The 13927-nt window shown below is 63.0% G+C and carries 11 protein-coding genes; 9 read left to right on the top strand and 2 right to left on the bottom strand.

Annotated elements, in window-relative coordinates; all coding sequences use genetic code 11:
• Positions 1-50 precede the first annotated feature (50 nt).
• Positions 51-2894 carry an EAL domain-containing protein gene (locus tag QD356_RS06350; RefSeq protein ID WP_192838933.1) on the top strand — a complete coding sequence of 948 codons (2844 nt, stop codon included), beginning with the start codon at positions 51-53 and terminating at the stop codon, positions 2892-2894.
• Positions 2895-3035: 141 nt separating this feature from the next.
• On the opposite strand, the gene QD356_RS06345 is transcribed toward QD356_RS06350, so the two are convergent.
• Positions 3036-4157, bottom strand: coding sequence for a folate-binding protein (locus QD356_RS06345; protein WP_225996577.1), 1122 nt, complete (start codon positions 4155-4157; stop codon positions 3036-3038).
• A gap of 282 nt (positions 4158-4439) precedes the next feature.
• Here QD356_RS06345 and QD356_RS06340 point away from each other — a divergent pair, with 282 nt between their 5' ends.
• From QD356_RS06340 to QD356_RS06305, 8 genes are all read left to right on the top strand, one after another.
• Entirely contained in the window at positions 4440-4631 is a 192-nt protein-coding gene (locus QD356_RS06340; RefSeq protein WP_054557000.1) for a hypothetical protein, read from the top strand.
• An 86-nt stretch (positions 4632-4717) separates the two neighbouring features.
• Positions 4718-5152: an OsmC family protein gene (locus QD356_RS06335; RefSeq protein WP_192838932.1), complete on the top strand. Its 435-nt coding sequence runs from the start codon at positions 4718-4720 to the stop codon at positions 5150-5152.
• 64 nt (positions 5153-5216) lie between these two features.
• Complete coding sequence (gene uvrB / locus QD356_RS06330; RefSeq protein ID WP_192838931.1) at positions 5217-7244, top strand: excinuclease ABC subunit UvrB; 2028 nt, start codon at positions 5217-5219, stop codon at positions 7242-7244.
• Between the two features lie 649 nt (positions 7245-7893).
• Positions 7894-8997 (top strand): branched-chain amino acid ABC transporter substrate-binding protein, encoded by a 1104-nt coding sequence (locus tag QD356_RS06325; RefSeq protein ID WP_043336885.1) that lies wholly within the window; start codon positions 7894-7896, stop codon positions 8995-8997.
• A gap of 269 nt (positions 8998-9266) precedes the next feature.
• Positions 9267-10187 carry a high-affinity branched-chain amino acid ABC transporter permease LivH gene (gene livH, locus QD356_RS06320; protein WP_192838930.1) on the top strand — a complete coding sequence of 307 codons (921 nt, stop codon included), beginning with the start codon at positions 9267-9269 and terminating at the stop codon, positions 10185-10187.
• Complete coding sequence (gene livM, locus QD356_RS06315; protein WP_192838929.1) at positions 10187-11512, top strand: high-affinity branched-chain amino acid ABC transporter permease LivM; 1326 nt, start codon at positions 10187-10189, stop codon at positions 11510-11512. Before livH ends, livM begins: the two co-directional genes overlap by 1 nt.
• A 112-nt stretch (positions 11513-11624) precedes the next feature.
• Positions 11625-12380, top strand: a complete 756-nt coding sequence (livG, locus tag QD356_RS06310) for a high-affinity branched-chain amino acid ABC transporter ATP-binding protein LivG (protein ID WP_082388869.1) — start codon at positions 11625-11627, stop codon at positions 12378-12380.
• Positions 12381-12454: 74 nt separating this feature from the next.
• The gene (locus QD356_RS06305; RefSeq protein WP_192838973.1) at positions 12455-13156 is read left to right on the top strand and encodes an ABC transporter ATP-binding protein; all 702 of its coding nucleotides are present in this window, start codon (positions 12455-12457) and stop codon (positions 13154-13156) included.
• Positions 13157-13427: 271 nt separating this feature from the next.
• Here the strand turns inward: QD356_RS06305 and QD356_RS06300 are convergent, their stop codons facing one another.
• Positions 13428-13787, bottom strand: a complete 360-nt coding sequence (locus QD356_RS06300) for a hypothetical protein (protein WP_192838928.1) — start codon at positions 13785-13787, stop codon at positions 13428-13430.
• Positions 13788-13927 lie beyond the last annotated feature (140 nt).

Here is a 13927-nt window from a genome sequence, read left to right as displayed (position 1 = left end):
CGACAGCCTGCCGACCCGGTTCAGGAGGTCGCCTCATCATCGGTAAATCAATGTCAGATTCTTCAGCATCGCGTTCCTCCTCTCGTGTGCCGGCACACGAGTCTTCTGCTGTCTTCGCGCACGCTTCACTGCCTGCTGGCCCCCGCTATCGGATGTACCTGCTGCCGCTGCTGTTGCTGGCGGCATTGCTGGCCACCGCCTGGTTAACGGCCAGCCAGATCACGCAATCCCGCGAGGCGGATCGCGAATCCGACAGGCAGCGGCTGGCCTTGTGGGTCCAGAGTGAACAGCGCCTGCTCGCGGGACAGCTGCAGGAGAACGGCTACTGGGAAGAAGCCGTGACCAGGTTTCTGCGCGAGCCCGAGCTCGACACGACCTGGCTCGAGTACATGTATGGCCCCGAGTTCGCCATCAATACCGGCATACATCTGATCTCTGCCGTGCGTGGCGATGGGCAGGTGGCAGCCTGGGTGCAGCACAACGCCGGGTCGCCGGGGGCCGACTGGCTGGGCAAGCAGCCGGTGAGCTGGCGACGTGCGCTCGCCCCCATCATGCAGGCGGCCCGCCAGTCACCGACACAACCTCAGCTGGCCTGGTTGATCGTCGACAACCAGCCATGGCTGATCGGCATGCAGGGGCTCTACGAGGATGAGGAGGCCTTGCCACCGCGAGACGAGCAGGGGCTGTTGATTCTGGGCATGCCGCTCACGACAGACCTGCTGGATGAGCAGGCGGCCGTGCTGGGCTTGAAGGGGCTGCAGGTGGTCAGCAACGCCATGCCACAGCCCATCGCGACACAGCAGATCTGCGTGGCCTTGCCGGCGTCCGGCCGTGCCGATCGCTACAACCATGCCAAGGCCTGCTGGCAGGATGAAAATCGCGTCGCTCAGCTGGTGCAGGAGATGGGCACTCCGCTGGCGGTGCTGCTGTTGATCATTTTGCTGGCGGGCATGGGCACCATCGGCATGCTGGTGCGCGACAGTCGGCGCCGCAGGGCGAGTCGGGCCTATGGCGCCTACCTCGAGCATCAATACCAGCGCCACAGCATTCTCAACCAGCAATTCCTGAGCGTCCCCTATGAAACTCACACGCCGCAGAACGCGCGTGCCTCTCTCGCCCGGTACCTGCAGCGAGTGCGCGAGATGCTGGGGGCAGAGATCATCATCTATCGGCGTGAGGTGGGCAATCCCAACGCCGGCTACCTGATTCTGCAGAGTCATGATGAGCGTGAGTGGTTGAGTGAAGCATCGTTGCGGCGTGATCCTCTCTGGCGCCTGCCGGTGGGGCGCGTGTGCGTGTCAGCCGGTGATCGCTCGCGGCGCGATGGCGATGTGAGCGTCGACAGGAGTGACGATGAGCAGGAAGATCGCGCGCTGCTGCTGTGTCAGCGACTGGGCGCCAGCCAGCTGATGGGCTATTCGGTCTCGCCGCATCCCGGGCGCAGCGAATTGCTGCTGGTGGCCAGTCGCGGCCATCGACTCAACGCCACCGAGATGATGCCGTTGCTGGACATGACCCTCGATACGCTGGTGGTACGAGGACTGGAGCAGGAACGCGTGCTGCTCCAGCACCAGTTGCTCGAGGAGCGCGAGACGGATCTCGATACCGGTCTGCTCAGTCGTGAAGGCATGCTGCGCCTGATCAAGGTGCGGATTGACCAGCTGGGCGAGGTTGCGCCGATGGAGGGCTTCGTGCTGATGGCGCTGCGGATCGGCGGCTTGCAGGTGCTCTACGATCATGCCGGCGCCGAGCCGGGCAATCACCAGCTGGAGCAGGTCCAGAAGCGCATCGCTCCCTTGCTGGGCAATTCCGGCGATGTGGCGCGCCTCGAGACCGACAGGCTGCTGATCATGGTCCAGCGCCGGCTGCTGGAAGCGACGCGTGGCGGTATCAGTGGCTGGCTGGACAACCTGCTGAATGCCGTGCGCGACAAGGTCACGCTCAATGATGAGGTGATCTATCTGCAGCCGAGCCTGGGCATCACGCGCTATCCCGAGGATGGCCATCAGGTGGATGCGCTGGTCTATCGCGCCGAACGTGCCCTGCACGATACCCAGCAATGCCAACGCGAGTGGCATTTCTTCGATGAAGAGGCGGAGCGTGAGTTGCGTCGCCTCAAGCAATTGGAGGCCGAGTTCACCGTCGCGCTGCGCGAGAATCAGCTCAGGCTCTTCGTGCAGCCGATCGTCGACGGGCGTACCGGCCGCTTGCAGCTGTCGGAGGCGCTGATTCGCTGGCAGCACCCCGAACGTGGCTTGATGGGCTCGGCGGACTTCATGGCGATCGTCGAATCCGCCCGCCTGGATGTCGCGCTGGGGCGCTGGGTGCTCAAGGAAAGCATCGCGACCCTGATGCGCGTCCACGAAAGCGGTCATGAGCTGCATCTGAGCGTCAACGTGACCGTGCGCCACATGATGGACAAGCGCTTCCTATCGGACCTGGAAATGTTGTTCCGGCATCCGGAGCTGTGTGAGCGCCTGACGCTTGAACTGGTCGAGAGCCAGCTGCCGGATGACATCCAGGCCCTTGCTGTGCTGTTCCAGACCATCCGGGCTCACGGCGTGGCGTTGGCACTGGACGATTTCGGTACGGGCTACTCCTCGCTGTCGCAGCTGCAGCGGCTACCGTTCGACAAGCTCAAGATCGATCGGCAGTTCGTGACGGCGCTGGGCTCCAGCAAGGGGCAGGCCATGATCGAAGCGATGCTGGGGCTGGCGGAGGCCTTCCATCTTGCGGTGGTGGCCGAAGGCATCGAGACGCCAGAACAGCGAGCCGAATTGCTCGCGCATGGCTGCTCGCTGCATCAGGGCTATCTCTATGCACGACCGATGCCGGTGCAGGAGCTGATCGAGCACCTGATCGCAGGGGATGGTTGGCTGCCGGAAGGGCTGTAAGGGCTGGGAGCCCCGACAGGCGCCTGAAATCAGCAATCCGTGACAGACAAAAGCCCCGCACGTTGGCACGTGCGGGGCTTTCCTGTGGCGGCTTTCAAGCGATCAGTCCTTCAGGGCGATCAGCCTTTCGAGCCGTACCCTTCAGCCCTTGAGCTGCTCCGGGTCGCGACGCTCGACGGCATAGGGCAGCGCGCTGCGCTCAAGCTGGGTGCCATCTTCCAATGCCAATGCGATCTCTTCATCGCGCAGGCTGATCACGGCCAGCAGCTCCAGGCGGCCCTGCTCATCATGGGCTGCCTGCAGCACTTCGCCGAGGGACTTGCCGTCGGGGCTTGTGACCTTGCTGCCCACCGCCGGCAAATCGGCCGGCTGCGCCGTCGTCAGGCGTTGCAGGCGCTTCTTGACCTGGCCGCGGAAGTGGGCGCGTGCCACGACTTCCTGACCGGTGTAGCAGCCCTTCTTGAAGCTGATCGCGGCGAGGGCTTCCAGATTGAGCATCTGCGGCAGCCAGCTGTCAGTCTGCGCGGACGTGACCCACTGCAGACCGGCGCGGATATCTTCCAGGCCCCAGCGGGTGTCATCGCTGGCGACCACATCGCGTGCGAAAAGCGCCGTGGCGAGGTCTGCCAGGGCGGCATGCGGGCCGACCAGTATCGCGCGCGGGGCATTGCCTGACGGCTGGCGCGCCAGCGCGCAGGCCTGCGGTTCTTCGTCTTCGCTCGACTGCAGGGGCGACTGGAAGACCGAGCGCATGGCCAGGTCATGCTCGGCCAGCGCAGGTGCCGCGAGTGCGTCGGCACAGGCTGCCAGACTCTGCTCGCCGAGCAGGCCGAGCACGCTCAGCTCACTCGACACCTCCAGCGTCACCTTGTAGAAGGGCGCGAACTTGGCCAGATGGGCGCGCAGCGGTTCGGCGGTGCCAGCCGGCATCACCAGCCACAGGCGCTCTTCGCTGACGCGCAGCAGCTGGGCCATGGCCAGAATGCGTCCCTTCGGGGTGCAGAAGGTCGTCAGCGGCGCCAGCTCGCCATCGACCAGACTCAGCTGCTGTGAGGTCTGTCCCTGCAGAAAGCGTTCGCCATCCTTGCCGCAGACCTCGAGTACCTCGAAATTGTTCAGCGGGGCCAGCACATTTTCGGTCCGTACATTCTTGGTCATGTCAGCGAGTGGCATGGAGGCGTCGGCTGGCTCACCCAGCGTCAGGCGGCCGTCCTCGCCGAGCTGGTAGCCGTGGTCTTGCATCAGGGTCTTCAAGGGATTCATCTACCACCATCCTGTTGCGAAGGAGTGAACTGCCGGTGGCGCATTGGCAACCATGCGGCATGTCGGATGCCCGCATTGTCACGCGCCAGCTGGCGGCTGTCAGCCCCTTGTGCCTCAAGTGGCAGTAAAAGAACGGGCAAATCAGTGTTCCCGTCCTGCCAGCCTTTTATGCAGCCTGGTTCGCGACGGTCTGATGGGCGCTGACTGTCAGGCAACCGTGCTATTCTTGACGGCTGCAATGCGCCGCGGCGCCCCTTTTTACTGCATGACAGGAATGACACGATGGCCAGCTTTTCTCTTACTCTGATCGGCGTCGAGAGCGTCAAGGACGTCAACAAGGTCACCACGGCGCTGATGATGATGGATGGCGTCAAGGAAGCCGAGGTCGGGCGTGGCTTTGCCGAAGTCGACGGTCAGGTGCGTTATGACGCGCTGGTCAAGACGGTCGAGAAGGCCGGTTACAAGGTCAAGTGACCGCAGTGCGGTGACGCTGACAGGCGGCAAGCAGGCAACGTCTCACGAGCGGGATCACGGACAGATCAGCGACAGGGAGGTGACGAATGAGTATCGAGGTAATCAGCCGTCGGTCAGGCAGCTTCGTGCAACGGGTACAGGTCGCAAGCTTTGATGAGTTGCTGGTCGATGTGCCGGCGGTGGTCGGTGGCGACGAGAGCGCCCCGGATCCGCATGACTATTTCGATCTGTCGCTGGGGGCCTGCAAGTCGATCACCGTGCAGATGTACGCCCGGCGCAAGGGCTTGCCGCTGGCGGGGATCATCACCACGGTGGACCGGGACGACAGCGACGAGCGCCGTGGCAGCAACAGCGAATATCGTCTCACGGTCAGCATGCAGTTCCTGGCCGAGGAGGGTCATGAGCTGGACGCCGAGACCCGCGTGCGTCTGATCGAGATCTCCGAGCGTTGTCCCATCCATCGCCTGATGACCAGCACCCGGGTCTCGGTGACCAGTCGAGAAGCGCCCGCGAGCGCATGAGCGCCGGGCAATCATCTGCCTGTCGTCAGTTGAAGACCCGACTGACTGCCACCATTGAGAGCGCATGAGCAAACCATTTCGCATCGATTCCAAGTTTCAGCCGGCCGGTGACCAACCGGCGGCCATCGAGAAGCTGATCACCGGCCTGGACGCGGGCCTGGCGCATCAGACCCTTCTGGGCGTGACCGGCTCCGGCAAGACCTTCACGGTGGCCAACATCGTGGAGCGCCTGCAGCGTCCGGCCATCGTCATGGCCCCCAACAAGACGCTGGCGGCGCAGCTGTACGGCGAGTTCAAGTCGTTCTTCCCCGACAATGCCGTCGAATATTTCGTCTCCTATTACGATTACTACCAGCCCGAAGCCTACGTCGCCTCCTCGGACACCTTCATCGAGAAGGATGCCTCGATCAACGACCACATCGAGCAGATGCGTCTGTCGGCGACCAAGGCGCTGCTGGAACGCCGCGATGCGATCATCGTGGTCTCCGTCTCGGCCATCTACGGCCTGGGTGACCCGGACCAATACCTGAAGATGCGCCTGCACTTCAATCGTGGCGAGCAGATCGATCAGCGCGGCTTCCTCAGGCGTCTGGCGGAGCTGCAGTACACCCGCAACGACATGGATTTCCGGCGCGGTACCTATCGGGTGCGCGGCGACGTGATCGACATCTTCCCGGCCGACTCCGAAGAGCAGGCGGTGCGTGTCGAGCTGTTCGATGACGAGATCGATTCCATCCGGCTGTTCGATCCGCTGACCGGTGAAGTGGCCGAATCGGTGCCGCGCATGACCATCTATCCCAAGAGTCACTATGTGACACCGCGCGAGACCATCGTCGCTGCGGTCGATCACATCAAGGAAGAGCTGGTCGAGCGCCTCGATTACCTGCGCAAGCACGACAAGCTGGTCGAGGCCCAGCGCCTGGAGCAGCGCACCCTCTATGACATCGAGATGATGATGGAGCTGGGCTACTGCAACGGCATCGAGAACTACTCGCGCTATCTGTCGGGGCGTGATCCCGGCAATGCGCCGCCGACCTTCTTCGACTACCTGCCCAAGGACGCGTTGGTCTTCATCGATGAGTCCCACGTCAGCGTGCCGCAGGTCGGCGGCATGTATCGCGGTGACCGTTCGCGCAAGGAAACGCTGGTGGAGTACGGCTTCCGTCTGCCGTCGGCTCTCGACAACCGCCCGATGAAATTCGAGGAGTGGGAGAGCATCCTGCCGCAGACGGTATTCGTCTCGGCGACGCCTGGCCCCTACGAGGAAGAGCATGCCGGCCAGGTGGTGGAGCAGGTGGTACGTCCCACCGGGCTGCTCGATCCGGTCATCGAGGTGCGTTCTGCCTCGACTCAGGTGGATGACGTCCTCTCGGAGATTCGCGCGCGCACCAAGGTCGGCGAGCGCGTGCTGATCACCACGCTGACCAAGCGCATGTCGGAAGACCTGACCGAATATCTGGGCGAGCACGACGTGCGGGTGCGCTATCTGCACTCCGACATCGACACCGTCGAGCGCGTCGAGATCATTCGTGACCTGCGTCTGGGCAAGTTCGATGTGCTGGTCGGCATCAACCTGCTGCGTGAGGGCCTCGATATTCCGGAGGTCTCGCTGGTAGCGATTCTGGATGCCGACAAGGAGGGCTTCCTGCGCTCGGAGCGCTCCCTGATCCAGACCATCGGCCGTGCGGCGCGTAACGCCAACGGCAAGGCCATCCTGTACGGGGATCGCATCACCGATTCCATGCAGCGGGCTATTGCCGAGACCGAACGCCGTCGCGAAAAGCAGATGGCCTTCAATGACGAGCACGGCATCACGCCGCGCACCATCACTAAGTCGGTGGCGGATATCATGGAAGGTGCCCAGGCGCCGGGCCGCAAGAGCAGCCGTCGCAAGGGCAGCGAGCGTCAGGTGGCAGAAGAGACGCCGGACTACGCTGCGCTGGCGGCCGAAGGCCCTCAGGCGCTCGAGAAGGAAATCAGCCGTCTCGAAGATGCCATGTTTGCCGCGGCCAAGAACCTCGAGTTCGAGGAAGCCGGTCGACTGCGCGACCAGATCAACGATGTCCGCAATCGCCTGATCGCGCTGGGCTGACGCTATTCTCCATCCCCCAGCATTCGCGTTGCTAAAGGCATGACCCTGCGCGCCCGACGGTGTTACCCATCGTCGGGCGCGTGGCGTTCAGGGCTGGCGGGTATCTGACGGGGGAGTGCCACCAGCAAGTTATCCCGTTATCTTGCCTGTTGCCTCTCAGATCATCACATTGCAGCTCAGTGCATGGCTCAGGAGCAGGCGGTTGCTCGGGAAGGGCGGCAGCATTGCTTCTCTTACAACCTTGGGCGTAGCCGGGCAGGCGGCTGCGGTGCGTCCTGATGGTGCAAGTGGAGAGGGAAATCCTGTTAACCGCGTGTTGGCATGTGCCAATGACTGGCTTTGATCGTGATTTCCGAGGATTGTCTGGCCACATTGGAAAGCATGGTGCTTTTCGCTATTGGCAGGCTGCTGAGCCGCATTCATGAGCGCTCAAACGGTCACTTTACATGCGTATTCGCTGCTGCCAATAATGCTTTCAAGGCATTCCTGACGTGTCGACCCCCTGCCGGCAGGCTGGCAGCGGCGCACAAGGTCAGCGGATGACAGACACTGTCGCCAGCCTTTTGCGGTCAGCCCAGCGCTGCCACCAGGCGTCAGTCAGGTCTGCCCGGCCGTAGTACAACAATAATCGGGAACAGGAATTCTCATCATGATGCGCAGGTCTCTTCTCGCTCTCGGTATCGCCGCGGCGATGTCCACCCAGGCTCAGGCCGATATCACCATCGCCATGGCAGGCCCGGTCACGGGGCCGGTCGCCCAGTACGGTGACATGCAGTTCATCGGTGCCGAGATGGCCATCGAGCGGATCAATGCCGCCGGTGGCGTCGATGGCGAGATGCTCAAGGGCGTCAAATACGACGACGCCTGTGATCCCAAGCAGGCGGTGGCGGTGGCCAACCAGATCGTCAATGACGGTGTCCAGTACGTGATCGGCCACCTGTGCTCCAGCGCGACCCAGCCGGCCTCGGACATCTACGCCGAGGAAGGTGTGATGATGATCACGGCGGCGTCCACCAGCCCGACCATCACCGAGCAGGGCTATGAGCTAGTCTTCCGCACCATCGGCCTGGATTCCCTTCAGGGGCCGGTCGCCGGGCGCTATATCGCCGAGACGATCAAGCCCACGCACATGGCCGTGATCCACGACAAGCAGCAGTACGGGGAAGGCATCGCCACCGGCGTGCGCGACACCGTCGAGGAAGCAGGCATCGATGTGGTGCTGTTCGAGGGCATCACGGCGGGCGACAAGGATTTCTCGGCGCTGATCTCCAAGCTCAAGAAGGAGAACGTCGACTTCGTCTACTACGGTGGCTATCACCCGGAGCTGGGTCTCTTGCTGCGTCAGTCGCGTGAGCTGGGCTTCGATGCCCCCTTCATGGGCCCGGAAGGGGTCGGCAACCCGGACATTTCCAAGATCGCCGGTCAGGCCTCCGAAGGCCTTTACGTGACGCTGCCGCCGGCCTTCGAGACAGACCCGAAGAACGCCGATCTGGTCGCGGCCTTCAAGGACAAGGATCAGGACCCCTCCGGCCCGTTCGTCATGCCGGCCTACACCGCGGTGGAACTGATCGCCGATGGCATCAAGGGCGCCGATTCCACCGACCCGTATGATGTTGCCGAATACCTGCGCGCCAACAGTTTCGACACGCCCATTGGCAAGGTCGAATACGACGAGAAGGGCGATCTGAAGGACTTCAACTTCGTCGTCTACAACTGGCACGCCGACGGAACCAAGAGCGAAGCGGCACATTGATCATCGGCTGCCCTCTGCTCGTCTGAGCCCAGCCTTCGCCACGGCCATGTGACATCTCATCTGGCACCTCATTTGAGACCTCATGTGGCCGTGGTGGATCAACCCCGAGACGCTTCCCGTCATGCCACCTGGCATGGCGGGCTTCTCCGTTCGGTCGAGTCCACGGTGATGCAATATCGCCGTGCCTGCCCGTTGTCGCCGCGCATGCGGCATTTCCCTGACGGTCACCGGCCACAAGCCGAAGACAGTCGCGGCCAAGGGTCGTTTCAATGGAAGACATCCTCTACTTCCTGCAACAGGTCATCAATGGCCTGACCATCGGCAGTACCTATGCCTTGATCGCCATCGGCTACACGATGGTCTACGGCATCATCGGCATGATCAATTTCGCCCACGGCGAGATCTACATGATCGGCACCTACGTGACCTTCATCGTCATCGCGGCGCTGGGCATGCTGGGCATCGCCAACCCCTTCTTTCTGATGGCGGCCGCCTTGCTGGTGGCGGTGCTGGTGTCCTGCGCCTACGGCTTTGCCGTGGAGCGGGTGGCCTATCGCCCGGTACGTGGCTCCAAGCGTCTGATTGCGCTGATCTCGGCGATCGGCATGTCGATCTTCCTGCAGAACTACATGCGTCTGGCCCAGGGCTCGCGTGACATGGCGATCTCCAGCCTGATCCCGGGCGGTTGGGAGTTCGGGCTGGAAAGCTTTGCGGTCAATCTCTCCTACATGCAGGTGATCATCTTCAGCGTCACCCTGGTGTGCATGCTGCTGCTGTCGTCCTTCATCACGCGCTCCCGCCTGGGGCGTGCCTGCCGTGCCTGCTCGCAGGATGCCGGCATGGCGCGTCTGCTGGGCATCAATACCGACATGATCATCTCGATGACCTTCGTGATCGGGGCGGCGCTTGCCGCCGTGGCGGGCCTGCTGCTCGGCATGTACTACGGCGTGGTCAATCCCTACATCGGCTTCCTGGCCGGCCTCAAGGCGTTCACGGCGGCGGTGCTGGGCGGTATCGGCAGCATCCCCGGCGCGATGCTGGGCGGACTGCTGCTGGGGGTCGCGGAGGCGCTGACCGGCGGTTACCTGTCCACGGAATACAAGGACGTGGTGGCCTTCGGACTGCTGATCCTGATTCTGCTGTTCCGTCCCTCCGGGATTCTCGGCAAGCCCGAAGTGGAGAAGATCTGATGCCCAAGCTTGCGAATCAGACTCTGAAGAAGGCGGGCACCTCGCCTGCCGAGACGTTGCCGACCCAGCCTGCCTATCGGCGTCCCTGGTGGTCGGCGCTCGCGGCCGCCGTGCTGACCCTCGTGCTGGGCGGCTCGGTGCTGGGGGTGCAGCTCGAATCCACCGGCATCACCACCACGGTGCGCTTGATGGGCATGGACACCTGGGGGTGGTTGCTGGCCGCGGCGCTGGCCGTCTTCCTGCATCAGCTGGTACGCCCGCAGATCGAGGAGTGGCGGGCGCGTACCCGCAAACCCTCACGTTTCAGCGTCCCCGATGTGATGAGCGGCCAGAAGCGTCAGCTGTGGATCATGCTGGCCATCGGCGCGCTGCTGATCTTCCCGTTCCTCTCCAACCGCTCGGCGGTGGATCTCGCCACCCTGACGCTGATCTACATCATGCTGGGCCTGGGGCTCAACGTGGTGGTGGGGCTCGCCGGGCTGCTGGATCTCGGCTACGTGGGCTTCTACGCCGTCGGGGCCTATACCTATGCGCTGCTCAACAGCTATCTGGGTTTCAGCTTCTGGGAGGCATTGCCCATCGCCGGGTTGATGACGGCGTTGTTCGGCTATCTGCTCGGCTTCCCGGTACTGCGATTGCGCGGGGATTACCTGGCCATCGTGACGCTGGGCTTCGGCGAGATCATCCGCATCCTGCTCAACAACTGGACCGAGCTGACCGGCGGCCCGAATGGCATCGCGCGCATTCCCAAGCCGACCTTGTTCAACCTCGAGTTCTCGCGGCGGGCCGACGAGGGCAACATCGCTTTCCATGAGTACTTCGGCATCGACTACGACCCGGCCCTCAAGGTGATCTACCTGTATCTGCTGGCCTTGATCCTGGTGCTGATCACGCTGTTCGTGATCTACCGCTTGTTGCGCATGCCCATCGGGCGCGCGTGGGAGGCACTGCGCGAGGATGATATCGCCTGTCGCTCGCTGGGCATGAATCCCACCGGCATCAAGCTCTCGGCCTTCACGATCGGCGCGAGCTTCGCGGGCTTCGCCGGCGCCTTCTTCGCCGCGCGTCAGGGCTTCATCAGCCCCGAATCCTTCACCTTCATCGAGTCGGCGATCATTCTGGCCATCGTGGTGCTGGGCGGGATGGGCTCGCAGCTGGGCGTGATTCTGGCCGCGATCGCCATGACCTTGCTGCCGGAGCTGGCACGCGAATTCAATGAATATCGCATGCTGCTGTTCGGGCTGATGATGGTGTTGATGATGGTCTGGCGTCCTCAGGGCCTGGTGCCGCTCAAACGACCGCAGATGGAGCTCGACCGTGGCTGACACACATGACAAGCAGGTCCGTGACAAACAGGTCCGCGACAGGCAAGACCACGACAATCCGATACCGGTTGCCTCCTCGCGTCGTCAGGCGCGCGCCGAGGGCGGAGCGCCATTGCTGGATGTGCGCGATCTCACCATGCAGTTCGGTGGCCTCAAGGCCGTGGACGGCGTGACGTTGCAGGTGCATCCGGGCGAGGTGGTGTCGGTCATCGGGCCGAATGGTGCGGGCAAGACCACCGTCTTCAACTGCATCTCCGGCTTCTATCAGCCCACCGGTGGCGAGGTGTATTTCCAGAATCGCGCCATGCATCGTCTGCCGGGCTATCGCATCGCCCAGGCCGGCATGGTGCGCACCTTCCAGAACGTGCGGCTGTTCAAGGAGATGACCGTCATCGAGAACCTGCTGGTGGCGCAGCACATGCACGCCGAACGCAATCTTCTCAAGGGGCTGTTCAAGACGCCGGGCTATCGACGCAGTGAAAAGGCGCTGATGCAGCACGCCGGCGACTGGCTGGAGCGAGTCGGTCTGCTCGAATTCGCCAACCGCGAGGCCGGCAATCTGGCATATGGCCAGCAGCGCCGACTCGAGATCGCGCGTTGCATGGTCGCCAGGCCCCGGCTGCTGATGCTGGATGAGCCGGCGGCAGGCCTCAATCCCAACGAGACACGTGATCTGGATGACCTGATCGTCAGCCTGACCCGCGATGAGGGCATTTCGGTGCTGTTGATCGAGCATGACATGAGCCTGGTGATGGGCATCTCGGACCACATCTACGTGGTCAATCAGGGCCAGCCGCTGGCGGATGGCAGTCCGGAGGACATACGGCGCAACGATGCCGTGATCAAGGCCTATCTGGGGGAAGAGTGATCATGAGTGAGCATGTCGAAGACGTGACGCCCGAGGCCACGCTTGCCGGTGAGGAGCTCGCGCCCCGCGAGGCCATGCTGGCCCTCGAGCATCTGACTGCCCACTACGGGCCGGTGCAGGCGCTCAATGATGTCTCGCTGGCCGTCGGCCAGGGCGAGATCGTGACGCTGATCGGTGCCAACGGCGCCGGCAAGACGACGCTTCTGATGTCGATCTGTGGCGATCCGCGTCCGACCAGCGGGCGGGTATGGTTCGCGGGCGAGGAGATCACCGGCACCCCCACGGCACGCGTGATGCGCGGTGGGCTGTCGGTGGTGCCGGAAGGTCGCCGCATCTTCACCGGCATGACGGTGGAGGAAAACCTGGCCATGGGCGGCTATTACCAGAGCAAGGAGGAGAACGAGCGCAGCATCGAGCACGTGCTGGGGCTCTTCCCGCGTCTCAAGGAGCGCTTCCAGCAGCGCGGCGGCACCATGTCCGGCGGAGAGCAGCAGATGCTGGCCATCGGACGCGCCCTGATGAGTCGGCCGCGGCTGCTGTTGCTCGATGAGCCATCGCTGGGGCTGGCGCCCATCGTGATCGGGCAGATCTTCGAGATCGTCGAGCAGCTGCGGGAGCAGGGCACTACCATCTTCCTGGTGGAACAGAATGCCCATCGTGCACTGTCGATCGCCGATCGCGGTTACGTGCTGGAGCATGGTCGAGTGGTGTTGGCGGACAGCGGCAAGGCGCTGCTGGCCAATGACGATGTACGCCGCGCTTATCTCGGAGGCTGATCGCCCGCAGGTCGATCGACTGCCAGTTCTCGCCAGGACTTTTCGAGGGCTGCAAGTCGATCGGGTTTACCAAACCAGGACGCCGCCCCCGGCACTGAATCGTCAGTGTCCGGGGCGGCGTCCTTTTTTGCTCTCGAGATGTGGATGAGGTGGAAGTGTGGGAAGGAGAGGGTAGAGGCTGGCTCGGTCAGTGATGTGCTGCTCGTGCCAGCCTCTGTATCAGATCCTGCGCCGGTTCCTTATCAGTACCAGTGACCTGCGTGAACAGAGGTCAGGCAGAGAGCGATTCGGGAAACTCTTCGGGCATGTAGGCGACGCCGTCATGAATGCGGTAATGATTGGTGGGGCCTGAAGCCTGGCAGCTCTTGACGCATGCCTGGCTGGCGGGGAGCTGGCGCAGGGGGTAGCGCACGCCGGCTTGGCACAGTTCCAGCATCTTCTTGAGTGCGCTTCGCTCACAGTAACCACACAGGCACTCGAGGGCGTTGTCGAGGCAGTCTTCTTCGCTCATGCCCGCACCGTAGATGCGGTTGTCATCACAGACGACGAATCCGAGAGCGCCGGGGGATGTGGCGGGTGTTGTCATGTCTGCTGCCGTATCAGGTACTGCACTGAGAATGTTGTCAGCCATGATGAACCTCATTGTGATGGGGTATTCCGGCTTCTCCGAGCCAGTCGCTAGCTTGTCTGTCCATGATCCTCTCTGGTCTTGCCTCACCCCAGAGTAGACGGCGGTCGTCAAACTGCCATGCAAATCTGTTTAACGCGTCA

It is taken from the genome of Cobetia sp. 2AS (assembly GCF_029846355.1).
GTDB lineage: Bacteria > Pseudomonadota > Gammaproteobacteria > Pseudomonadales > Halomonadaceae > Cobetia > Cobetia amphilecti.
Note: the sequence above shows the minus strand (reverse complement) of the source record. Positions and strands in the feature narration are given on the sequence as shown.